17 protein-coding genes are annotated in these 23,149 nt (G+C 58.6%); 10 read left to right on the top strand and 7 right to left on the bottom strand.

The genetic code is table 11. The features are described from left to right. Positions 1–11: 11 nt before the first annotated feature. A complete protein-coding gene (gene iaaA / locus BJF97_RS09650; RefSeq protein ID WP_032694895.1) occupies positions 12–953 on the bottom strand; it encodes a beta-aspartyl-peptidase in 942 nt (313 codons plus the stop codon). Positions 954–1,130: 177 nt separating this feature from the next. Between iaaA and moeA the strand changes: the two genes are divergently transcribed. The 6 genes from moeA (at position 1,131) to BJF97_RS09620 (ending at position 9,038) form a co-directional block, all read left to right on the top strand. After that, the gene (gene moeA, locus BJF97_RS09645; RefSeq protein ID WP_032694896.1) at positions 1,131–2,366 is read left to right on the top strand and encodes a molybdopterin molybdotransferase MoeA; all 1,236 of its coding nucleotides are present in this window, start codon (positions 1,131–1,133) and stop codon (positions 2,364–2,366) included. Beyond that, the gene (gene moeB / locus BJF97_RS09640; protein WP_032694897.1) at positions 2,366–3,121 is read left to right on the top strand and encodes a molybdopterin-synthase adenylyltransferase MoeB; all 756 of its coding nucleotides are present in this window, start codon (positions 2,366–2,368) and stop codon (positions 3,119–3,121) included. Before moeA ends, moeB begins: the two co-directional genes overlap by 1 nt. A gap of 152 nt (positions 3,122–3,273) precedes the next feature. Continuing rightward, positions 3,274–4,173: a glycyl-radical enzyme activating protein gene (locus BJF97_RS09635; protein ID WP_032694898.1), complete on the top strand. Its 900-nt coding sequence runs from the start codon at positions 3,274–3,276 to the stop codon at positions 4,171–4,173. 4 nt (positions 4,174–4,177) lie between these two features. Continuing rightward, the gene (locus BJF97_RS09630; RefSeq protein ID WP_032694899.1) at positions 4,178–6,610 is read left to right on the top strand and encodes a formate C-acetyltransferase/glycerol dehydratase family glycyl radical enzyme; all 2,433 of its coding nucleotides are present in this window, start codon (positions 4,178–4,180) and stop codon (positions 6,608–6,610) included. Positions 6,611–6,819: 209 nt separating this feature from the next. Further along, positions 6,820–7,635: a Cof-type HAD-IIB family hydrolase gene (locus BJF97_RS09625; protein ID WP_032694900.1), complete on the top strand. Its 816-nt coding sequence runs from the start codon at positions 6,820–6,822 to the stop codon at positions 7,633–7,635. 137 nt (positions 7,636–7,772) lie between these two features. Beyond that, positions 7,773–9,038 carry a DUF1479 domain-containing protein gene (locus tag BJF97_RS09620; RefSeq protein ID WP_014228525.1) on the top strand — a complete coding sequence of 422 codons (1,266 nt, stop codon included), beginning with the start codon at positions 7,773–7,775 and terminating at the stop codon, positions 9,036–9,038. Here BJF97_RS09620 and BJF97_RS09615 read toward each other — a convergent pair. Then, positions 9,035–10,135: a LacI family DNA-binding transcriptional regulator gene (locus BJF97_RS09615; RefSeq protein ID WP_177341179.1), complete on the bottom strand. Its 1,101-nt coding sequence runs from the start codon at positions 10,133–10,135 to the stop codon at positions 9,035–9,037. The two genes, BJF97_RS09620 and BJF97_RS09615, sit on opposite strands and share 4 nt — an antisense overlap. A 271-nt stretch (positions 10,136–10,406) precedes the next feature. Here BJF97_RS09615 and BJF97_RS09610 point away from each other — a divergent pair, with 271 nt between their 5' ends. Next, entirely contained in the window at positions 10,407–11,708 is a 1,302-nt protein-coding gene (locus tag BJF97_RS09610; RefSeq protein WP_032694901.1) for an MFS transporter, read from the top strand. A 14-nt stretch (positions 11,709–11,722) separates the two neighbouring features. Further along, complete coding sequence (locus tag BJF97_RS09605) at positions 11,723–14,086, top strand: glycoside hydrolase family 31 protein (RefSeq protein ID WP_032694902.1); 2,364 nt, start codon at positions 11,723–11,725, stop codon at positions 14,084–14,086. A 243-nt stretch (positions 14,087–14,329) separates the two neighbouring features. On the opposite strand, the gene BJF97_RS09600 is transcribed toward BJF97_RS09605, so the two are convergent. Both BJF97_RS09600 and BJF97_RS09595 read right to left on the bottom strand, forming a co-directional pair. Further along, a complete protein-coding gene (locus BJF97_RS09600; protein WP_032694515.1) occupies positions 14,330–15,316 on the bottom strand; it encodes an IS110 family transposase in 987 nt (328 codons plus the stop codon). 740 nt (positions 15,317–16,056) lie between these two features. Next, a complete protein-coding gene (locus BJF97_RS09595) occupies positions 16,057–17,649 on the bottom strand; it encodes an ABC-F family ATPase (RefSeq protein ID WP_004849135.1) in 1,593 nt (530 codons plus the stop codon). 177 nt (positions 17,650–17,826) lie between these two features. Between BJF97_RS09595 and BJF97_RS09590 the strand changes: the two genes are divergently transcribed. Both BJF97_RS09590 and ldtB read left to right on the top strand, forming a co-directional pair. Beyond that, the gene (locus BJF97_RS09590; RefSeq protein ID WP_032694516.1) at positions 17,827–18,609 is read left to right on the top strand and encodes a tyrosine-protein phosphatase; all 783 of its coding nucleotides are present in this window, start codon (positions 17,827–17,829) and stop codon (positions 18,607–18,609) included. A gap of 190 nt (positions 18,610–18,799) precedes the next feature. Further along, the gene (gene ldtB / locus BJF97_RS09585; RefSeq protein WP_004130773.1) at positions 18,800–19,714 is read left to right on the top strand and encodes a L,D-transpeptidase; all 915 of its coding nucleotides are present in this window, start codon (positions 18,800–18,802) and stop codon (positions 19,712–19,714) included. A gap of 42 nt (positions 19,715–19,756) precedes the next feature. On the opposite strand, the gene BJF97_RS09580 is transcribed toward ldtB, so the two are convergent. The 3 genes from BJF97_RS09580 to BJF97_RS09570 all read right to left on the bottom strand — a co-directional run bounded on the left by BJF97_RS09580 (position 19,757) and on the right by BJF97_RS09570 (position 23,112). After that, positions 19,757–20,473 carry a GntR family transcriptional regulator gene (locus BJF97_RS09580; protein ID WP_025108090.1) on the bottom strand — a complete coding sequence of 239 codons (717 nt, stop codon included), beginning with the start codon at positions 20,471–20,473 and terminating at the stop codon, positions 19,757–19,759. Between the two features lie 70 nt (positions 20,474–20,543). Further along, positions 20,544–21,920, bottom strand: a complete 1,377-nt coding sequence (locus tag BJF97_RS09575) for a glycoside hydrolase family 1 protein (protein WP_025108091.1) — start codon at positions 21,918–21,920, stop codon at positions 20,544–20,546. Positions 21,921–22,071: 151 nt separating this feature from the next. Next, positions 22,072–23,112 (bottom strand): aldo/keto reductase, encoded by a 1,041-nt coding sequence (locus BJF97_RS09570; RefSeq protein WP_025108092.1) that lies wholly within the window; start codon positions 23,110–23,112, stop codon positions 22,072–22,074. Positions 23,113–23,149: the final 37 nt, after the last annotated feature.

Here is a 23,149-nt window from a genome sequence, read left to right as displayed (position 1 = left end):
GCCCTTTCCTCTTATTCGCGATAAATACCAATCGTGGGCGTATCGCCCGCATAACACCAGGCCCGGTACATGCCTTCGCTATTAAACGGCAGCGCCACGTTGCTTTCTCTGTCGATGGCGATCAGGCCGCCGCTGCCGCCCAGCGCCGGAAGTTTCTCCATCACCACCCTTTCGCAGGCCTCCTGCAGGCTGAGCTGGCTATACTCCATCAGCGCCGAAATATCGTAGGCCGCGAGCGTACGTATAAACACTTCGCCGGTACCGGTACAGGAAACGGCGACGCTGGCGTTATTGGCATAGCAGCCCGCACCGGGCAGCGGGCTGTCGCCGACGCGTCCCGGTAGCTTATTGGTCATGCCGCCGGTGGAGGTCGCCGCCGCGAGGTTGCCCGCCAGATCCATCGCGACCGCGCCGACGGTGCCCATTTTGTGCCGTTCATCCAGCGGCGCGGCGTGGTGATCGAGCACGATATCGTCGCCCTCCTGCGCCTGACGCAGCTGCAGCAAACGCTCGGAAGTCGAAAACAGGCTGTTATCGACCCGCGCCATACCGCGGGAAGCAGCAAACGCTTCCGCCCCCTCGCCAATCAACAGCACGTGCGGGCTTTGCTCCAGCACCAGACGCGCCGCCAGCACCGGATTGCGTAAATGCTGAACCCCGGCCACGGCCCCCGCCTGTAAGCTGTAACCATCCATCACGCAGGCATCGAGCTCATGGCGGGTATCGCGGGTAAATACGGAGCCAATACCGGCGTTAAATAACGGGCACTCCTCCAGCAGCCGGACCGCTTCGGTTACCGTATCCAGCGCGCTGGCCCCGGCAGCCAGCATTTTTTGTCCACTATCGACAATCGCCGACAGCGCCGCCACGTACTCCCGCTCGCGCGCCGGCGTCATCTGCGCGCGGCTAATCGCCCCGGCCCCGCCGTGAATTGCTATAACCGCCTTACCCATTGCGCCATTCCTTAACGATAAAGTGTATAAATATCATTATCGTGCTGACTGTCCTATACAATTTTTGAATATAGAAAGAGCGGACGGTGATGTAAAGCTTGTCGCCAGATGGGTTATAGCCCGTCTCTCTTTTCTGCCATAATAGGCGTTTTCGATGTTTGCCCGCAGGAGAAACCCATGGATTTTACCGCCGGACTGATGCCGCTCGACACAGCCCTGACCCAGATGCTCACTCGTATTACGCCGCTGAATGCGACGGATACCGTACCGCTGTTGCAGGCCTTTTCGCGCGTGACCGCCCATGACCTCGTTTCGCCGCTTAACGTTCCCGGTTTTGATAACTCGGCGATGGACGGCTACGCCGTGCGCCTGGCGGATCTCACCGACGGCGCAGCGCTGCCGGTGGCCGGCAAGGCCTTCGCCGGTCAACCCTTTGACGGCGTCTGGCCCGCGGGCACCTGTATCCGCATTATGACCGGCGCGCCGGTGCCGGAAGGCTGCGACGCGGTGGTGATGCAGGAGCAGGCCGAACAAACCGATGAGGGTATCCGCTTCCTCGCCCCGGTGAAAAACGGGCAGAATATTCGTCGTCTTGGCGAAGACATCGCCCACGGCGCGGTCGTCTTCCCCGCAGGTACCCGCCTGACCGCCGCCGAGCTGCCGGTCATCGCCTCGCTGGGGATTGCCGAGGTTGACGTGGTGCGTAAAGTGCGGGTGGCGGTCTTCTCCACCGGCGATGAGCTCCAGCTGCCGGGCCAGCCGCTGGCCGACGGGCAAATTTACGATACCAATCGCCTGGCGGTGCACCTGATGCTGCAGGAGCTGGGCTGCGAGGTCATTAACCTCGGCATTATTCCCGACGACCCGGCTAAACTGCGCGAAGCCTTTATTCAGGCTGACCAGCAGGCCGACGTGGTGATTAGCTCCGGCGGCGTTTCCGTCGGCGAGGCGGACTACACCAAAGCGATCCTCGAAGAGCTGGGGGAAATCGGCTTCTGGAAGCTGGCGATTAAGCCGGGTAAACCTTTCGCTTTCGGCAAGCTCAACCACAGCTGGTTCTGCGGCCTGCCCGGCAACCCGGTTTCCGCAACGCTGACCTTCTACCAATTGGTTCAGCCGCTGCTGGCGAAGCTGTCCGGCAACGTCGGGCAAGCTCAGCCGATGCGCCTGCGCGTTCGCGCCGCCTCCGGCCTGAAGAAATCGCCGGGCCGCCTCGATTTTCAGCGCGGCGTGCTGCAGCGCGGTCCGGACGGCGAGCTGGTGGTTAGCAGCACCGGTCACCAGGGCTCGCATATCTTCAGCTCATTCAGCCTCGGCAACTGCTTTATCGTTCTCGAACGCGAGCGCGGCAACGTGGAAGCGGGCGAATGGGTGGAAGTCGAGCCGTTTAATCATCTGTTCGGAGGGCTGTAATGGGCGTGGAGCTGAGCGATGAGGAGATGCTGCGCTATAACCGGCAGATTATTCTCCGCGATTTCGATTTTGACGGTCAGGAGCAGCTGAAAGCCTCCCGCGTGCTGGTCGTCGGCCTCGGCGGGCTGGGCTGCGCCGCCGCGCAGTATCTGGCGGCGGCAGGCGTCGGCCAGCTAACCCTGCTCGATTTCGACACCGTCTCGCTCTCCAACCTTCAGCGCCAGACGCTGCACAGCGACGACACCATCGGCCAGCCGAAGGTCGACTCCGCCCGCGCCGCGCTGGCGCGGATTAATCCCCACGTTCAGCTCACGGCGCTCAACGCGCGGCTGGAAGACGAGGCGCTGGCGGCGCAAATCGCCGCCCACGATCTGGTGCTCGACTGTACCGACAACGTCGCGATCCGTAACCAGCTCAACGCCGGATGTTTCCGCCATAAAACGCCGCTGGTCTCCGGCGCGGCGATTCGCATGGAAGGGCAAATCAGCGTCTTTACGTATCAGGAAGATGAACCCTGCTACCGCTGCCTGAGCCGCCTGTTTGGCGAAAACGCCCTCACCTGCGTCGAAGCCGGCGTCATGGCGCCGCTGGTCGGCACCATCGGTTCGCTGCAGGCGATGGAAGCGATAAAGCTGCTGACCCGCTACGGCAGCCCGGCGACGGGAAAAATCGTCATGTACGACGCTATGCGCTGCCAGTTCCGCGAAATGAGGCTGCCGCGTAACCCTCACTGCGAGGTGTGCGGTACGCCCTGACCCTTTTCCGGCGGCGCTGTCGCCGGATGTTTTGTGACCCGCAGCGGCATTTTAACCTTCATTCTCCTTCCTCTTTCTGCTTGTTGATTTACATCAATACAACTTTCATTCGAAAGTAATTTAATCTTCATATGCAAATAAGAGGGTGAATCATGATCTTCAACATTCAGCGTTATTCAACCCATGACGGCCCGGGGATCCGCACTGTCGTCTTCCTCAAAGGGTGTTCGCTGGGCTGCCGCTGGTGCCAGAACCCGGAAAGCCGCGCCCGCACGGCGGATTTGCTGTATGACGCCCGCCTTTGCCTGGACGGCTGCGACCTCTGCCAGCTGGCTGCGCCGGAGGTGATTACCCGCAAGCTGGACGGTCTGATTATCCACCGCGAAAAGCTCACCGATGCGCATATCGGCAAATTGCGCGACTGCTGCCCGACCACGGCATTAACCGTGTGCGGCGAAGAGAAAAGCGTCGAAGAGATTATGGCTACGGTGCTGCGCGACAAACCGTTTTACGACCGCAGCGGCGGCGGCGTCACGCTTTCCGGCGGCGAGCCGTTTATGAATCCCGAACTGGCCCGACAGCTGTTTGAGGCCAGCCACCGCGCGGGGATCCACACCGCGGTCGAAACCTGCCTGCACGTGCCGTGGAAATACGTCGAGCCCGCTTTGCCGTTTATCGACCTGTTTCTCGCCGACCTCAAGCACGTCAACGAAGCGATTTTCCAGCAGTGGACGGACGGCAGCGCCCGCCGGGTGCTGGATAACCTGCAGCGCGTCGCGCAGGCCGGAAAGAAAATCATCATTCGCGTGCCGCTGATCCAGGGCTTTAACGCCAACGAAAGCGATATTGCCGCCATTACCGATTTTGCCGCTGACCGTTTACAGGTTGGCGAGATCCACTTCCTGCCTTACCACACCTTAGGCATGAATAAATACCAATTACTCAGTCAGCCCTATACCGCTCCGGATAAACCGCTTGCTGCACCCGAGCTGCTCGCCTTCGCGCAGCGCTATGCTCAGAGCAAAGGTTTAACGGCGACTCTACGAGGATAACCTTATGACAACGTTGAAACTGGATACTCTGAGCCCGCGCATTCAGGCGCATAAAATGGCACTGGTGCATATCGTTAAGCCGCCGGTTTGTACCGAGCGCGCCCTGCACTATACCGAAGCCTATCAGCAGCATCTGGATAAGCCGATCCCGGTACGCCGCGCGCTGGCGCTGGCTCATCACCTGGCGGAACGCACGATCTGGATTAAGCACGATGAACTGATCGTCGGCAACCAGGCCAGCGAAGTTCGCGCGGCGCCTATCTTCCCGGAATACACCGTTAGCTGGATCGAAAAAGAGATCGACGACCTCGCCGATCGCCCCGGCGCCGGGTTTGCCGTTAGCGAAGAGAACAAACGCGTGCTCCACGAAGTGTGCCCGTGGTGGCGCGGTCAAACCGTACAGGATCGCTGCTACGGCATGTTTACCGACGAGCAAAAAGCGCTGCTGGCGACCGGCATTATCAAAGCCGAAGGCAATATGACCTCTGGCGACGCTCACCTTGCGGTTAACTATCCGCTGCTGCTGGAAAAAGGCCTCGACGGCATGCGGGCGAAAGTCGCCGAGCGCCGTTCGCGCATTAACCTGACCGTGCTGGAAGATCTGCACGGCGAGCAGTTCCTTAAAGCCATTGATATCGTGCTGGAAGCGGTCAGCGACCACTGTAAGCGCTATGCCGGGCTGGCGCGCAGCATGGCCGCGACGGAGAGCCGCGAATCCCGCCGCGACGAGCTGCTGGCGATAGCCGAAAACTGCGATATTATCGCCCACGAGCCGCCGAAAACCTTCTGGCAGGCGCTGCAGCTGTGCTATTTCATCCAGCTGATTCTGCAGATCGAATCCAACGGTCACTCGGTCTCTTTCGGCCGCATGGACCAGTATCTCTACCCTTACTATCGCCGCGACGTTGAGCTGGCACAATCATTGGATCGCGAACACGCCATCGAACTGCTGCACTGCTGCTGGCTGAAGCTGCTGGAAGTGAACAAAATTCGCTCCGGCTCGCACTCTAAGGCTTCCGCCGGTAGCCCGCTGTACCAGAACGTCACCATCGGCGGCCAGAATCTGGTGGACGGCAACGCGCAGGACGCGGTGAACCCGCTCTCCTACGCCATCCTGGAATCCTGCGGTCGGCTGCGTTCGACTCAACCTAACCTCAGCGTGCGCTATCACGCGGGCATGAGCAACGACTTCCTCGACGCCTGCGTGCAGGTGATCCGCTGCGGCTTCGGCATGCCGGCGTTCAACAACGATGAAATCGTCATCCCGGAATTTATCAAGCTGGGGATTGAGCCGCAGGACGCGTACGACTATGCCGCTATCGGCTGCATCGAAACCGCCGTCGGCGGTAAATGGGGCTATCGCTGCACCGGGATGAGCTTTATCAACTTTGCCCGCGTCATGCTGACAACCCTGGAAGGCGGCCGCGACGCCACCAGCGGCCAGGTTTTCCTGCCGCAGGAACATGCGCTGTCAAAAGGCAACTTCGACAACTTTGAACAGGTTCTGGCCGACTGGGATACGCAGATCCGCTACTACACGCGCAAATCTATCGAGATTGAGTACGTGGTCGACACCATGCTGGAAGAGAACGTGCACGATATTCTCTGCTCGGCGCTGGTCGATGACTGCATCGAGCGCGCGAAGAGCATCAAGCAGGGCGGCGCGAAGTATGACTGGGTATCCGGTCTGCAGGTCGGCATCGCTAACCTCGGCAACAGCCTGGCGGCGGTGAAGAAGCTGGTGTTCGATCAGGGCGTTATTGGTCAGCAGGAGCTGGCAAAGGCGCTGGCTGAAGACTTCGAAGGCCTGACCCACGAGCAGCTGCGCCAGCGCTTAATCAACGGCGCGCCGAAATACGGCAACGATGAAGACAGCGTGGATATGCTGCTGGCTCGCGCCTACCAGACCTATATCGACGAGCTGAAGCTGTATCATAACCCGCGCTACGGTCGCGGCCCGATCGGCGGCAACTACTACGCCGGCACCTCGTCCATTTCCGCCAACGTGCCGTTTGGCGCGCAGACCATGGCGACGCCGGATGGCCGTAAAGCGCACTCGCCGCTGGCGGAAGGGGCCAGCCCGGCCTCCGGTACCGACCATCTCGGGCCGACCGCGGTAATCAGCTCGGTGGGCAAACTGCCGACCGGCTCAATCCTCGGCGGCGTACTGCTTAACCAGAAGCTGAACCCGGCCACGCTGGAGAACGAATCCGATAAGCAAAAACTGATGGTGCTGCTGCGCACTTTCTTCGAGGTGCATAAAGGCTGGCATATTCAGTACAACATCGTGTCGCGCGAGACGCTGCTGGAAGCGAAGAAACACCCAGACCAGTATCGTGATTTAGTGGTCCGCGTGGCCGGTTACTCGGCGTTCTTTACCGCCCTGTCGCCGGATGCACAGGACGATATTATCGCCCGTACCGAGCATACGCTGTAAGCCACATCCCCCGGCTTGCGCTACGCTTAGCCGGGCTACAGGTTCGAAGCCGTTTACGGGCCGGTAGTTCGGGTAAGGCGTTTACGCCGCAATCCGGGGTTTTATGCTGCACAGAGGTGAACGCAAACTTTCATTCGAAATAAATTTGTGCTCCCCATCACATTGTAATTAGAATGTTACTGGTCGAAGTTAAGCCAGGAGCATGTGTTATGACCGTTAAAGTTATCGTCACCGATATGGACGGAACTTTTCTCAATGACGCCAAGCAGTATGACCGCTCGCGTTTTCTCGCGCAGTTCGCGCAACTCCAGCAGCAGGGTATTGAGTTCGTGGTCGCCAGCGGCAACCAGTACTACCAGCTGATCTCTTTTTTCCCGGAAATCCGTGACCAAATCTCCTTTGTTGCCGAGAACGGCGCGCTGGTTTACGAACGCGGTCAACAGCTGTTCCACGGCGAACTCACCCGTCATGAATCCCAGGTCGTCATTAGTGAACTGCTGAAAGACCCGCAGCTCAACTTCGTCGCCTGCGGCCTCGAGAGCGCTTACGTCAGCGAGCGCGCGCCCGAGGCGTTCGTCACCCTGATGTCAAAGCACTACCATCGCCTGCAGCGCATTAGCCGCTATCATGACATCGACGACACGCTGTTTAAGTTTTCCCTTAACCTGCCGGATAGCGAAATCCCGCAGCTTATCGACAAACTGCACGTCTCGCTGGACGGCATCATGAAGCCGGTCACCAGCGGCTTTGGCTTCGTCGATTTGATTATCCCCGGCCTGCATAAAGCCAACGGTATAAGCCGCTTGCTTAAGCGCTGGAACATCTCGCCGCAGGCCTGCGTAGCCATTGGCGACAGCGCTAACGATACGGAAATGCTCAAGCTGGTGAAATACTCTTTCGCGATGGCCAACGCCGCCGAAAGCATCAAGGCGGTGTCGCGTTTTGCCACCGATGATAACAACCACGACGGCGCGCTGAACGTCATTCAGGCCGTCCTCGACCACACCGCCCCGTTCAACGAGTAACGCCACACCCGGGGTTTACCGCCCCGGCTTCCCGTTTTGTGCACCTCCGCATAATTTTAAACTTGCATTAACTTAATTTTAACTTAAATTATCATATGTAAGATAAATTACTTTCGAATGAAAGATGAGAGGTCATTATGGCTGTTACCCATACCTGTGAAACTTTACCCGCCGACCCCAAAGCGGCCATCCGCCGGATTAAACAGGAGCTGCGGGCGCAAATTGGCGACGTGCAGGCGGTGTTCGATCGGCTGACGGCGCGTATCGCCGCGCGTCTGGAAGAGATTGACTCCCTTAAGGCCAGCGGTCAGGACGTCTGGCCGACGATCCCGTTCGCCGATATTGCCCGGGGCCAGGTCACGGAAGCCCAGCGCGAGCTCATCAAGCGTCGCGGCTGCGCCGTTATCAAGGGCCATTTTTCTCGCGAACAGGCGCTGGCGTGGGACAACGCAATGCTCGAGTATCTCGACCGCAACCATTTCGATGACGTTTATAAAGGTCCCGGCGATACCTTTTTCGGATCGCTGGAAGCTTCGCGCCCGGAAATCTATCCGATTTACTGGTCCCAGGCGCAGATGCAGGCGCGACAGAGCGATGAAATGGCCGCCGTGCAGTCGTTCCTCAACCGTCTGTGGACCTTTAACCGCGACGGCAAGCAATGGTTCGACCCGGACGTCAGCGTCATCTACCCGGACCGCATTCGCCGCCGCCCGCCGGGAACCACCTCGAAAGGTCTGGGGGCGCATACCGATTCCGGCGCCCTGGAGCGCTGGCTGCTGCCGGCCTATCAGAAAGTGTTTGCCGACGTGTTTAACGGCAACATTGATGCTTACGACCCGTGGGACGCGGCGCACCGCACCGAAGTCGAAGAGTATACGGTCGACAACACCACCAAATGCTCGGTGTTCCGCACCTTCCAGGGATGGACCGCGCTCTCCGATATGATCCCCGATCAGGGTCTGCTGCACGTGGTGCCGATCCCGGAAGCGATGGCTTACGTGCTGCTGCGTCCGCTGCTCGACGATGTCCCGGAAGATGAGCTGTGCGGCGTCGCGCCGGGCAAGGTGCTGCCGATTTCGGAAAAATGGCACCCGCTGCTGATCAAAGCCTTAAGCTCTATTCCGGCGCTGAATGCGGGCGATTCGGTATGGTGGCACTGCGACGTGATCCACTCGGTCGCGCCGGTGGAAAATCAGCAGGGCTGGGGCAACGTGATGTATATTCCCGCCGCGCCAATGTGCGAGAAAAACCTCGCCTACGCGCAGAAGGTCAAAGCGGCGCTGGCGCGCGGCGCTTCGCCGGGGGATTTCCCCCGCGAGGATTATGAAAGCGACTGGGAAGGCCGCTTTACGCTGGATGACTTAAATATCCACGGTAAGCGCGCGTTGGGGATGGCGAATTAATCATCATATAGCCCCTTCGCTTCAACGGCAGTACGGCGGTTACCGGCGCGTATCCGCCGTACCGAATCGCGTACTGCCAGCGTCCCATGCAGGAGTAACGCGCCGTGCGGCGCATCGGGACGGATCAGTCTCTGCTGTAATAGATGTACCGCTTCGACCCCTAATTCATCGCGTGGGACGTGGACGGCGGTTAGCGGTACATCCTGGATCGCCGCCAGGTTAAAGCCGTCGATGCTCATGACGGAAACATCCTGCGGGACGCGCAAACCGCGTTTTTGTAATGCGGCGATCGTGCCTGCCGCCATAAAATCACCGCCCACCAGAAATGCCGTCGGCAGCGGGCCATCGCCGCGCTGATCCAGCCACTCCCCGACTTTTTCCTCGGTATCCCTGGCGCTGAAGTTGGCCACAGCGAGTAAATCCCTGCCGTCAACGAAACGGAGATTCCGCGCCCGCCACGCCTGCTTAATGCCCAGCAGACGCAGCTCCATGGTATAGCGGCGCAGGCACATCACGTTCATGATCGCCTGATGCCCCATCTCAAATAGATACCGGGCGGCGAACTGGCCGATCAGCCGATGATCCGGCGCCACGGAAGGGAGGCGCATTCCGGCGTCGTGGCAGTTAATCATCACGCAGGGTTTGGCCAGGTCCGCCGCCAGATCGTGAATATGCGGATCGTCGATTCCCAGTAAGATGGCGGCCTGGGTCGATGTTTCATGCATTCGCTGCAAAAACAAATTGGCATCGCTGTCATTCTCCTCCAGCGCGCAGTAGCGCAGATGCACCTCATGGGGCACCAGCGCCGAATTGATGCTCTGAATAACGCGATAATAGTAAATATCTGTACGCTCATCGAACGCCCGCTGAGGGGCAAAGACCACCAGATTATTGAGCAGCATTCTCCCGGCGGCGATACCGTCCATGACGCCCAGCTCGCGGGCGCAATCCAGTACCCTCTGGCGAGCCCTGGCGCTGGTATTTGCTTTTCCCGCCAGCACCCGCGATACCGTGCTCACCGACAGCCCGGTACGCGCCGCGATTTCGCTCACTTTCAGCTTTTTGTCCATTTTGTGATCGCGCTCTACTTTGCTCATGAAAAAATTTTCATATTGAGAATGTGAATATTTTTAAGCGATTTGGCGATGTCATACTGCGATCTGGATCGTCCCATGAAAATATTTGCAGAATTGTCGCTATTGCCCGCTCGCATTCTCCCTTAGCCTGAATTGGTCCAACACCTTTGAGATTAGTCAACCAATAGTGTCGAGACATCAACCTTAACAAACAACGAAATAGAAAATTTTAGCGACAACTCAGCAAGCGGGTTGGTCAATTTTCCCTACTACATGTCTCGTGGAGAGTTCTATGAGCCAAGGCCTCAATAATGATATGGCGGTCAGTAAATCGCGCCGCATAGTGAAGAACCTGCGCTGGTGGATGCTGGTGCTGTTTTTACTCGGCGTCACCGTTAACTACATCACGCGTAATTCGTTGGGGATTATCGCCCCGGAACTAAAAACCTCCCTGGGTATTACCACTGAACAGTACTCATGGATAGTCGGCGCTTTTCAGCTGGCGTACACCATTTTCCAGCCGCTCTGCGGCTGGCTTATCGACGTTATTGGCCTCAAGCTCGGCTTTATGATCTGCGCCACCCTGTGGGCCATCGCCTGCATCGCCCATGCCGGGGCGGGGAGCTGGCTGCACCTGGCGATTCTGCGCTTTTTCATGGGCGGCGCTGAGGCGGCGGCGACGCCAGCCAACGCCAAAACGCTGGGTGAGTGGTTTCCAAAATCCGAGCGGCCGATCGCGGCAGGCTGGGCGGGCGTCGGCTTCTCCGTGGGCGCCATGCTGGCGCCGCCGATTATCTACTTCGCACACGCTTCGTTCGGCTGGCAGGGGGCATTCATGTTCACCGGCGCGCTGGCGCTGCTGTGGGTCGTGCTGTGGTGGGCGTTCTATCATAACCCGGAAAAACACCCTAACCTCGGTAAAGCTGAGCTGGCGCTGATCCAGCAGGACAATGAAGCGCCACCGGTCAAACTGCCCTTCTTTACCGCGCTAAAAACCGTATCGAAAAACAAGCGCTTCTACGGTATCGCCATTCCGGCCTTTATGGCTGAGCCCGCCTGGGCGGTGCTGAGCTTCTGGGTACCGCTCTACCTGGCGAAAGAGCACGGCATGGATTTAAAACAAATCGCCATGTTTGCCTGGCTGCCGTTTCTGGCGGCCGACCTCGGCAGCGTCGCCAGCGGCTATCTGACCAAACTGTATACCCGCTGGTTCGGCTGTTCGCGAGTGAACTCGGTGGTCGCCAGCTCCGTCACCGGCGCCTTCCTGATGATTTCGCTCGCCACCGTGGCGATCACCCACGATCCCTATATCACCATCGTGCTGATTTCAATTGGCGGCTTCGGCCACCAGATCATCTCCTGCATGCTCAGCGCGCTGGTGGTGGAGTCGTTCGATAAAGGACAGATGGCGACCGTGAACGGGATGCGCGGCTCCGCTGCCTGGATCGCCAGCTTTCTGTTCTCGCTGTTGATTGGCGTCACCGCCGACAAAATCGGCTTCAACCCGCTATTTATCGCCATGGGGTTCTTTGACCTGATTGGCGCGGTATTCCTGGTGGCATTTATTGCTGAACGTCGCGCAAAACGCGCCTGAGAGTGGATGTAAAAATGAAGACTTTGAAAAACTGGACTTTGCACCAACGGCTGGACCACCACGTTGAGCTGATCGTAGACGGCCAGCACACCCTGTGTCTGTACGTGCTGGAAGAGAATATGTTCCGCGTGCTGCTAAAGCGGCACGGCCAGCTGGCGCTGGATCGCACCTGGAGTATCGCTCCCCAGCAGGACGTGCCGTGGGAAGGACGCCCGCGCGAAGATTTGAGCGGCTTTAGCCTCCCCGCCTGGCAGCTCACGGAGCATAGCGATACCCTGAGCATCGCCACCGACCAGCTGCGCGTCACCGTCCACCAGCCGCTGTGGCTGGAATGGAGCTATCGCGATGAGGGCGGCGAGTGGCAGCCGCTGGTTAACGACCGCCCCACCAGCGCCTACCTGGCGAATGCGCACGGCGACGGCGTTGCCCACTACCTGAGCCGACGCAAAGACGAACGCTTCTACGGTCTGGGCGAAAAAGCCGGCGATCTGCAGCGTAACGGGAAGCGCTATGAGATGCGTAACCTCGACGCCATGGGCTATAACGCGGCGAGCACCGACCCGCTGTACAAACATATTCCGTTTACCATCGCGCAGCGTAGCGATGTCAGCTACGGTCTGTTTTACGACAACCTGAGCAGCTGCTGGCTGGATCTCGGCAACGAAATCGATAATTACCATACCGCCTATCGCCGCTGGCAGGCGGAAGCCGGCGACATCGATTACTATCTTTTTTCCGGCAAACGGGTACTGGATATCACCAAAGCGTTCGTACGCCTGACCGGCAAAACGCTCTTCGGACCGAAATGGAGTCTCGGCTACAGCGGTTCAACGATGCACTACACCGACGCGCCGGATGCGCAAAACCAGCTGATGAACTTCATCCGCCTGTGTGATGAACACGCCATTCCGTGCGATTCGTTCCAGCTCTCTTCCGGCTATACCTCGATTGACGGCAAGCGCTACGTCTTTAACTGGAACAACGACAAGGTGCCGCAGCCGAAGGTGATGAGCCAGGCCTTCCACGATGCCGGACTGAAGCTCGCCGCCAATATTAAGCCCTGCCTGCTGCAGGACCATCCGCGTTATAACGAGGTCGCGGAGCGCGGGCTTTTTATCCGCGATTCACAGGCGGATGCTCCCGAGCGCTCCAGCTTCTGGGATGACGAAGGGTCGCACCTTGACTTTACCAACCCGCAGACCGTCGCCTGGTGGCAGGAAGGCGTGACAACCCAGCTGCTGGAGATGGGTATCGACTCCACGTGGAACGATAATAACGAGTATGAAGTCTGGGACGGCGAAGCCCGCTGTTACGGGTTTGGCGAGGAAATTGCCATTAAACATATTCGCCCGGTCATGCCGCTGCTGATGATGCGCGCGTCGCTGGAGGCTCAGCAGCGCTTTGCGCCGCACAAACGACCGTACCTGATCTCTCGCTCCGGCTGCGCCGGGATGCAGCGCTACGTCCAGACCTGGAGCGGCGATAACCGTACCAACTGGGATACGCTGCGCTATAACACCCGCATGGGGCTGGGAATGAGCCTCTCCGGGCTGTTCAATGTCGGCCACGATGTTGGCGGCTTCTCTGGCGATAAACCGGACCCGGAGCTGTTCGTACGCTGGGTACAAAACGGCGTTATGCATCCGCGCTTTACCATTCACTCGTGGAATGACGACCAGACGGTCAACGAAGCCTGGATGTACCCGGAAGTCACGCCGGCTATCCGTTCAGCCATTGAGCTGCGCTATCGTCTGCTGCCGTATCTGTATACGCTGCTGTGGCAGGCTCACGCCGACGATGAACCGATGCTGCGTCCGACCTTCCTCGATCACGAACACGATCCGCAGACGTTTGCCGAATGCGACGACTTCCTGCTGGGTCGCGATCTGCTGGTCGCCAGCGTCGTCGAACCCGGCGCGCGTCAGCGCCGCGTCTGGCTGCCGGCCAATCAGGACGGCTGGTACGACTTTGATAGCCACCAGTGGTTCGCGGGAGGCCAGTGGATCGTCCTTGATGCGCCGCTGGAAAAACTGCCGCTGCTGGTTCGCGCCGGAGCAGGCCTGCCGCTGAGCGAGCGTATCCGCCACGTCGATGCGCAAAAAGACGATTGCCGCGAGCTGAAACTCTTCCCGCTGAAGGGCGTGGGGACCCGTCGCGGCCTGCTGTTTGAAGATGATGGCGAAAGCTGGGGCTATCAGAATGGCCATGCGCTGTGGGTAGAATGGGAAATGGTTTGCGATAGCGCCAGCATCAACCTGAAGGTGAACGCGCGCGGCGATTATCGTCCGGCGTGGAAAGCGCTGAAGGTGTCGTTGCCGGCGGGGGAAAAACGCAGGCTGCTGGTGAACGGTGAAGAAAGGAGCGAGTGGCGGGTGTAGCCCTCACCTTTTTCGCGTTGCCACCGGGGAATTCAGCCACGCTGCGCTCTGCTCCCGGGGGCGGCGCTTGACGCGCCTTGCCCGGGCTACAGGTTCACCGCCGTCTGTGGGCCAGTAGCCCGGACAGATGCGCAGCATCGCCTCCGGGGAGTTCAGTCACGTTGCGCTCTGCTCCCGGGAGCGGCGCTGACGCGCCTTACCCGGGCTACAGGTTCACCGCCGTCTGCGGGCCGGTAGATACTGTTATGCCATGCAAGCATTTTTCGAATGCAGTGTGGCATCGAACGGGCGTCCTGATTTCAGGACGCCGTATGCGACCTGCGCCAGCTTCCTCATCATCGCCCCGATTATCAGCTTTGCATTTTTTCCGTTCTTCTCCAGCCGTTCCCTGAACTCCCTGCCCCATTCTGTTTTATACAGCGTCACCATCGCCGGCATATACAACGCCCGACGCAGCGATACATGGCCCATTTTACTCATCCTGCTTACCCGCCTGATACTGCTGCCTGATTCATGTTGCCGGGGCGTCAGACCCGCATACGCCGCGAACTGCCTCGCCTCCCTGAACCTCTCTTTCAGCCCCACATAAGCCAGCAGCACCGCTGAAGTTTTCGGGCCAATGCCCGGGATACTGTCCAGCAGTTTGCGCCGGTGTTTCATATCCGGGTCATCATCCGTCAGGTCTTTTATCTGCTTTTCAAGACGTTTCAGTTCCGTATCCAGCCACAGCAGATGCATGTCTATGCTCGGCAACTGAACATCACGCGCGCTTTCACGCCGGTTCTGCTCCTGAACATGCATCTCTGTCAGCGCCTGATGCCGCAGAACCAGCGCCCGCAGGGCACGTTCAACCGGATGTGGCGCTTCCCATATCGCCGGGCGTTTCTCCCGGCAAAAATACGCCAGCTGGCGGGCATCCACCGTATCAGTTTTGCTGCGTATTCCCTGACTCTGGACGAACGCTTTGCTGAGCATCGGATTGATAACAGAGACCTGATACCCTGCGTCAGAGAGATGAGCGGCGACATCTTCCATATACGTCCCGGTCGCTTCCATGCAGATATGGGCATGGATGACCTGATGTCCCCGCAACCAGTTGACGAGCTCGTCATGACCTCCGGGGGTGTTGGCAAATTTCTTGCTGCGGTGACGGCCATCAGGCCGCAACATATTGACATCGAGTTTAGCTTTGGCAACATCAATGCCAATAAAGTGAATTTCGTTTTCCATGGTGTAACCATCCTTGCAAATACGGGGTACCGGGTGAACCGGTCCATGATACTGTTCGGTTTATCACTTGTGGATAACGGTGGTCTGGTGCGGGATCTACCAAACAGACTAAAAGTCTGAGCCCGGACACGGCATCCGGACCACCACCAGAGGGAACTGGCCGGTTCTCTCTGGATTTTTTAATAATACAAGCCCGGACAGATGCGCAGCATCGCCTCCGGGAAATTCAGCCACGCAGCCTCTGCTCCCGGGGGCGGCGCTTAACGCGCCTTGCCCGGGCTACAGATTCATCGCCGTCTGCGGGCCGGTAGCCCGGACAGATGCGCAGCATCGCCTCCGGGAAATTCAGCCGCTCTGTTCTCTACAAAGGGCTATGCTGCGCTCTGCTCCCGGGGGCGGCGCTGACGCGCCTTGCCCGGGCTACAGGTTCACCGCCGTCTGTGGGCCGGTAGCCCGGACAGATGCGCAGCATCGCCTCCGGGGAATTCAGCCACGCTGCGCACCGCTCCCGGGGGCGGCGCTTAACGCGCCTTGCCCGGGCTACAGGTTCACCGCCGTCTGCGGGCCGGTAGCCCGGACAGATGCGCAGCATCGCCTCCGGGGAGTTCAGTCACTCTGCGAACTGCTCCCGGGGGCGGCACTAACGCGCCTTGCCCGGGCTACAGGTTCACCGCCGTCTGTGGGCCGGTAGCCCGGATAAGGCGCTGCAGCGCCGCAATCCGGGACAGACAACAGGAATATTATTCGATACCCTTGCTGCGCAGATAATCTTCGTAGTTACCGGTGAAGTCCACAACGCGCTCCGGCGTAATTTCAATCACTCGGGTCGCCAGCGAGCTCACAAACTCACGGTCGTGGGAAACAAAGATCAGGGTGCCCTGATACATCTCCAGCGCCATGTTCAGCGATTCGATCGATTCCATATCCAGGTGGTTGGTTGGTTCATCCATCACCAGGATATTCGGTTTTTGCATCATCAGCTTACCGAAAAGCATGCGGCCTTTTTCGCCACCGGAGAGCACTTTCGCCGGCTTCTTGATATCGTCCTGACTGAACAGCAGACGACCCAGGATGCTGCGCACCGCCTGCTCATCATCGCTTTCCTGCTTCCACTGGCTCATCCACTCGAATACCGTCAGATCGTTTTCAAACTCATATTCATGATCCTGCGCGTAGTAGCCAATCTGCGCGTTCTCAGACCATTTAACGGTACCGTTATCGGGCGTCAGATCGCCGACCAGGGTTTTCAGCATCGTGGATTTACCCACGCCGTTGGCGCCCAGAATGGCAAGCTTCTCCCCCACTTCCAGCAGCAGATTGACGTTTTTAAACAGCGGGCCGTTATCGAAGCCTTTCGCCAGCGCTTCCACTTCCAGGGCGTTACGGAACAGCTTCTTATCCTGCTCAAAGCGAATGAACGGGTTCTGACGGCTGGACGCTTTCACTTCGTCCAGCTTAATTTTGTCAATCTGACGGGCGCGCGAGGTCGCCTGGCGAGATTTAGAGGCGTTGGCGCTAAAGCGGCTGACGAATGATTGCAGATCGGCAATCTGCGCTTTTTTCTTGGCGTTGTCCGCCAGCAGACGTTCGCGCGCCTGGGTCGCCGCGGTCATGTACTCATCGTAGTTGCCCGGGTAAACGCGCAGCTCGCCGTAATCCAGATCCGCCATGTGGGTACAGACCATATTCAGGAAGTGACGGTCGTGCGAAATGATGATCATGGTGCTGTCGCGATCGTTGAGGGTCTGCTCCAGCCAGCGGATGGTGTCGATGTCCAGGTTGTTCGTCGGTTCATCAAGCAGCAGAATGTCCGGGTTAGAGAACAGCGCCTGCGCCAGCAGCACGCGCAGCTTCCAGCCGGGAGCGACTTCGCTCATCGGGCCGTAATGCTGTTCAACCGGGATGCCGACGCCGAGCAGCAGTTCGCCGGCGCGCGCTTCAGCGGAGTAACCGTCCATCTCGCCGTACAGCACTTCCAGGTCAGCCACTTTGTAGCCATCTTCTTCGCTCATCTCCGCCAGGGAGTAGATACGATCGCGCTCCTGCTTCACTTCCCACAGCTCGCCGTGGCCCATAATGACCGTATCCAGCACGCTGAACTCTTCAAACGCAAACTGATCCTGACGCAGCTTACCGATACGCTCGTTCGGATCGAGGGAGACGTTGCCCAGCGTCGGCTCAAGATCGCCGCCGAGGATCTTCATAAAGGTGGATTTGCCGCTACCGTTGGCGCCAATCAGGCCGTAACGGTTGCCGCCGCCAAATTTGACGGAAATATTTTCGAACAGCGGCTTACTGCCGAACTGCATGGTGACGTTGCTGGATACTAGCACGGGGTTATCCTGAAAATAGAGAATGAGAAGTGTGATGAACCAGACATTATGCCAGCAAATGCTTCACTTTTCACGGGGCGTTATAAAATCATCAATGACGCCTGTGTTAGGGTCATGTCATATTGCGCGGTTACACTGCTTAATGCGTAATTTTTTACCTTAATCTGGAAGGAACCTATGACCACACTCTCCCGCCATCCGGCTTTCTTATCGCTGCAGGGCGGTATCAACTTTCGTGACCTGGGCGGCCAGCGTACCGCCGACGGCCGTCGCGTGCGTACCGGGAAATTATTCCGCTCCGGCTCGCTGCATATGATGACGGCAGATGACCTCACCCATCTGGACGCGATCCCGCTTAGCCGAGTGATTGATTATCGCGATCCGGGCGAAGTGAATCGCAGCCCCGATAAGCTGAACGAAGCGGCTCACTACCTCAACGCCCCGGCGAATCCGCACGTTCGCGACGTCAACGCCAAAGTCACCGAGCTCAACGCCGCCACCCTGAACGTCCTTAACGGCGAGCAGTTTATGCTGGCGCTCTACCGCCAGCTGCCGTTCAATAACGCCGCTTATCGCCAGCTGGCCGGTTGGCTGATGGAGCCTTTCGACGGCGCGCTGCTGCAGCACTGCGCGGTGGGAAAAGACCGCACCGGCGTTGGCTGCGCGTTGACGCTGTTCGCCCTCGGCTGCGATCGTCATACGGTCATGGAGGAATATCTGCTCACCCAGGGCATGCTGACGCAGGTCGAAGATTACATGCTCCAGTCCCTCGGTAATGCGCTGACCCCCCGCGGCCGGCAGAACCTGGCGGAAATGATGACGGTGCATGAGTCCTACCTTGCCGCCGCACTTTCGCAAATCGACGAACGCTACGCCAGCGTCGATGCCTGGCTGGAGAAAGAGTATCAGCTCACGCCGCAGGCGCGAGAAGCGCTCCAGTCGCGGCTTCTGGAGGGGTAATCCCCTCCCGTTTTCAGGCTGCAGAGCCCGCGTTGACGGGCTACACTCAGGGTCACAGGAAAAAAATGTGATTTCGTACACATCTCATTTACCTGTTTGCCGGAAAGCACATATAATGCGCTCCCATCGACTTCCTGTTTAAACTGACAAAGGCCTGTGCGGCATTAACATCGCCCACGACATAAAGATTATGAAATTATCAACACTCTTCGCGGCAGCCTTCGCCATCGTGGGCTTTTGCAACACAGCTTCTGCTGTAACCTACCCTCTGCCCACCGACGGCAGCCGTCTGATTGGCCAGAACCAGGTGATCACCATTCCGGAAGGCAACAAGCAGCCGCTGGAATATTTCGCCGCTGAATACCAGATGGGTTTATCCAACATGCTGGAAGCCAACCCGGGCGTGGACACCTTCCTGCCGAAAGGCGGCACCGTGCTGAATATCCCGCAGCAGCTGATCCTGCCGGACACCGTGCATGAAGGTATCGTCATCAACAGCGCGGAAATGCGCCTCTACTACTATCCGAAAGGCACCAACACCGTCATCGTGCTGCCGATCGGCATCGGCCAGTTAGGCAAAGACACGCCGATCAACTGGGTGACGAAAGTTGAGCGTAAAAAAGCCGGTCCGACCTGGACGCCTACCGCCAAAATGCACGCTGAATATGCCGCAGCCGGTGAACCGCTGCCGGCCGTTGTTCCTGCCGGCCCTGATAACCCGATGGGCCTGTACGCGCTGTATATCGGCCGCCTGTACGCTATTCACGGTACCAACGCTAACTTCGGCATCGGCCTGCGCGTCAGCCACGGCTGCGTGCGTCTGCGTAACGACGATATCAAATTCCTGTTTGAAAACGTGCCGGTCGGCACCCGCGTAGAGTTTATCGATGAGCCGGTAAAAGCCACTACCGAGCCTGACGGCAGCCGCTTCATTGAAGTTCACAACCCGCTGTCCACTACGGAAGAGCAGTTCCAGGGCGGCGAAATCGTGCCGATTAACCTGACCAAATCAGTACAGGCGATTACCAGCCAGACTGACGTAGACCAGAGCGTGGTCGATCAGGCGATCCAGAACCGTTCCGGTATGCCGGTGCGTCTGAACTAAAACGCATCGCGCAGAGTGGCGGGCCCGGTGCCCGCCATTTTTTTATCCGTTATTGACCAGAATAATTCCGCCGTGGTCGTAGCGATAGTGGCAATGGGCATACTCCAGCGGCGTACCGTCCTCCAGATAGATCACCTGCTCCACCTCCAGCACCGGGTCGCTCGCTTCGCAGTTGAGATGTTCTCTGTCCAGCGCCTGCGGTTTCACCGCCCGCACCACCCGATACGAGCCCATCATTTTAAGCCCCAGCGTCTCCTGCACGTAGCGAAATACCGAGCTTTCGAGATGCGTTTTATTCAGGCCGGGCACCAGCGCAACGGGCATCACGGTGAGGTCCAGCGACACGGGTTCCTCGTTGAGCAGCCGCAGGCGGACGAAATCATAGACCGGGGCATCGGCGTCAATCAGCAACGAGCTTTGCTCTTTTTCCGACGGAAAACGCAGCTCGAAGCGAATCACCCGGCTGGTCACTTCCCCTACATGCTCCCAGGTTTTGGTGGCGCCAAAATAGTCGCTGCCGGGCAGCTCCCACTGCGAAAGCTGGAGGAAGTTTTTGCGCACGAAGGTTCCCTGCCCCTTACGGGTGTAGATAAGGCCTTCGACAATCAGCTGGCGCATCGCCTGCTGGATGGTCATCCTGCTGGTGCTGAACTCCGCCGCTAAGGCGAACTGGTCGGGTAACGGCGCGCTGGCGGGATACTGCCGGCTGATAATACGTTTTTTGATTTCCCGCGCGATACTCAGATATTTGGCCGTCATTCCCGGATCCTTTTACGTGTCTGATAGTGGCTGGCGGGCAGAATATACCATCTGCCCGCGCGAGGCGCCGCTACATCTCTTCGCCGTGACTGCGGATGGCCCGCTTCAGCCAGGCATAGCTTTTCTTCGGGACGCGCTTAAGGTCCTTAAGGTCGTGGTTTTCACGATTCACGTAGACAACCCCGTAGCGCTTGCGCATATCGCCCTGCGAACTGAGAATGTCGATTAACCCCCAGCCCAGATAGCCAATCACCCGCGCGCCGTCCTCAAACATCGCCTCTTTCATGGCGTTGATATGGTCGCGATGATAGGCGATGCGGTAATCGTCAGCGACCGGATTTTCGCCGTCCCAGGACTCAATCACCCCGATGCCGTTTTCAATCGGGAATACCGGCAGACGCCAGTCGTTGTAGTAGCGGGTAATGATGGTGCGAAAGCCCAGCGGGTCAATCTGCCAGCCCCACTCGGTGGCCTGCAGAAAGTCATTCTTTTTATCGCCAAACTGCATGTAGTGGTTCACCGGCGTGCCCGGCGGGATCGGGTCGCTATCCAGCGCCTTGCTGGCGTAGTAGCTAAAGGCCAGATAGTCGATTTTAACCTGCGCCATCAGCGCCAGATCCTCTGCGCGGTAGATATCCGCAAAGCCTTCACGGGCGACAACGTGCATGACCTCCGGGCTGTAGCCCTCTCCGGCGAAGGCGCGCAGCAGGTTCTGGTTTAAAAACTCATCGAGCTGCTGGGCGCAAAGGATATCGCGCGGTTTGCAGGTCGCCGGATAGACCAGCGCGTGGGCCAGCATGCCGCCCATCAGGCACTGCGGCTTCGCCTGGTGCAGATACTGCGTCAGGTGTACGTGGGCCATCATCACGTGGTGCTGGATCTGATACAGCTCCCGCAGGGTCTTCTCGCCGCGCATATAGCCTGAAATCAGAAACGCGTCCGGCATGTGGTAGAGATTCTGTTCATTAAAGGTCAGCCACCACTTCACCTTGTCGCCAAAGCAGTCGATCATCTTCTGCCCGTAACGAATAAAGGCTTCCATCACCCGACGGTCGGTAAAACCGTTGTAGCGTTCAGCCAGCGACAGCGGCATATCGAAGTGATAGAGGCAGATCATCGGCTCAATGCCGCGGGCAAGCAGTTCATCGATAAACTGGTGATAAAAGGCGATACCTTCTTCATTGAACTCACCGTCGCCTTCCGGGCAAACGCGGCTCCAGGCAATCTGGAAGCGGTAGCAGTTCATGCCCAAATCCTGCATCAGGTCGAAGTCTTCCCGGTAGCGGTGGTACGAGTCGGTTGCCACCTTCCAGTCGGACGCAAATTCCGCCGGCTGGCGGATATCGTAAACCGACATCCCCTTCCCGCCCTCATTCCACGCCCCTTCGGTTTGCATACTGGAAACCGAGTTACCCCATAAAAAATCTGCCGGTAGTGTTCTGTTCATCGCTCGCACCTATGACTAGTCATATTAATTTCATGACTAGTCATATAAACGAAATTCTCCCGTCAGGCAAAGTCCAGGATCGCGTTTTGTGAGCGCAACGGATAAAAAAACCGGATCGCGAAACAGACGATCCGGCGTGCAAGAGAGGAAGTTACTGCTGGGCGAGCTGGTCGCGGCGGTATTCGCCCTGGCGCTCCAGCATCCAGCCCGGATACTCTCGCGGCAGCGCGCTGACCGCGTCAAGCCGCGCCAGTTCATCATCATTCAGGGCAATGCTGGTCGCCGCGAGGTTATCGGCGAGCTGCTCAGCGCGCTTCGCGCCAATAATCACGCTGCTTACCGCCGGCTGATGCAGCAGCCAGGCCAGCGCGATTTGCGCCACCGAAACACCCTTCGCATCGGCAATCTCGCGCATCACATCAATGCAGTCAAAAGCCCGCGCTTTATTCACCGGCGGGAAATCAAACTCCTGACGGCGGCCGCCGCTCGCCGAGTGCCCATCGCGATCGTACTTACCGCTGAGCAGCCCTCCCGCCAGCGGGCTCCAGACCATCAGGCCCAGGCCTTCGCTCTGCATCATCGGCACCAGCTCGCGCTCCAGATCCCGGCCGGCAAGAGTGTAGTAAGCCTGCAACGAGGCAAAACGCGCCAGCCCCAGACGTTCGGAAATGCCCAGCGCTTTGACTATCTGCCATGCCGCCCAGTTCGACACGCCGATATAGCGGACGTGGCCGTGCTGCACCAGGTTATCCAGCGCATACAGCGTCTCTTCGATCGGGGTCGCCGGATCGAAGCCATGGAGTTGATAGAGATCGATATGATCGAGCTGCAGGCGACGCAGGCTCTCCTTCACGCTGCCGATGATGTGATAGCGCGAACTGCCGCGCGAGTTCACGCCTGCGGTGCCGGTTTCGCCAAACACTTTGGTCGCCACGACGACGTTTTCACGCGGCACTTTCAGATTCTTCAGCGCCTGGCCGGTAATCTCTTCCGAGCGCCCTTCTGAATAGACGTCAGCGGTGTCGATGAAGTTGATGCCCGCATCCAGCGCGCTGCCCACCAGCTGCTCTGCCTCCGCCTGGCGCAGCTGCCCCACTTTCCCCCACAGGCCGCCTTCGCCGCCGAAGGTCATGGTGCCGAGGCACAGCTCAGAGACAAAAAGGCCGGTATGGCCCAGTTTTTGATAACGCATAGGACTCTCCTTCAATCAGGGTGATTCACCATCGTGA

It is taken from the genome of Klebsiella sp. LTGPAF-6F (assembly GCF_001753185.1).
In the GTDB taxonomy this organism is placed as follows: domain Bacteria; phylum Pseudomonadota; class Gammaproteobacteria; order Enterobacterales; family Enterobacteriaceae; genus Klebsiella; species Klebsiella michiganensis.
This window is presented reverse-complemented; position numbering and strand designations above follow the sequence as displayed.

Bases quoted from the DNA above. Each gene is read 5' to 3' on its own strand.
- BJF97_RS09600 (WP_032694515.1), bottom strand. From the start codon at position 15,316: ATGGAAAACGAAATTCACTTTATTGGCATTGATGTTGCCAAAGCTAAA.
- BJF97_RS09630 (WP_032694899.1), top strand. From the start codon at position 4,178: ATGACAACGTTGAAACTGGATACTCTGAGCCCGCGCATTCAGGCGCAT.
- BJF97_RS09620 (WP_014228525.1), top strand. From the start codon at position 7,773: ATGGCTGTTACCCATACCTGTGAAACTTTACCCGCCGACCCCAAAGCG.
- BJF97_RS09580 (WP_025108090.1), bottom strand. From the start codon at position 20,473: ATGACGGCCAAATATCTGAGTATCGCGCGGGAAATCAAAAAACGTATT.
- BJF97_RS09610 (WP_032694901.1), top strand. From the start codon at position 10,407: ATGAGCCAAGGCCTCAATAATGATATGGCGGTCAGTAAATCGCGCCGC.
- BJF97_RS09605 (WP_032694902.1), top strand. From the start codon at position 11,723: ATGAAGACTTTGAAAAACTGGACTTTGCACCAACGGCTGGACCACCAC.
- moeB (WP_032694897.1), top strand. From the start codon at position 2,366: ATGGGCGTGGAGCTGAGCGATGAGGAGATGCTGCGCTATAACCGGCAG.
- BJF97_RS09570 (WP_025108092.1), bottom strand. From the start codon at position 23,112: ATGCGTTATCAAAAACTGGGCCATACCGGCCTTTTTGTCTCTGAGCTG.
- ldtB (WP_004130773.1), top strand. From the start codon at position 18,800: ATGAAATTATCAACACTCTTCGCGGCAGCCTTCGCCATCGTGGGCTTT.
- BJF97_RS09575 (WP_025108091.1), bottom strand. From the start codon at position 21,920: ATGAACAGAACACTACCGGCAGATTTTTTATGGGGTAACTCGGTTTCC.
- BJF97_RS09615 (WP_177341179.1), bottom strand. From the start codon at position 10,135: ATGAGCAAAGTAGAGCGCGATCACAAAATGGACAAAAAGCTGAAAGTG.
- BJF97_RS09625 (WP_032694900.1), top strand. From the start codon at position 6,820: ATGACCGTTAAAGTTATCGTCACCGATATGGACGGAACTTTTCTCAAT.
- moeA (WP_032694896.1), top strand. From the start codon at position 1,131: ATGGATTTTACCGCCGGACTGATGCCGCTCGACACAGCCCTGACCCAG.
- BJF97_RS09590 (WP_032694516.1), top strand. From the start codon at position 17,827: ATGACCACACTCTCCCGCCATCCGGCTTTCTTATCGCTGCAGGGCGGT.
- iaaA (WP_032694895.1), bottom strand. From the start codon at position 953: ATGGGTAAGGCGGTTATAGCAATTCACGGCGGGGCCGGGGCGATTAGC.
- BJF97_RS09635 (WP_032694898.1), top strand. From the start codon at position 3,274: ATGATCTTCAACATTCAGCGTTATTCAACCCATGACGGCCCGGGGATC.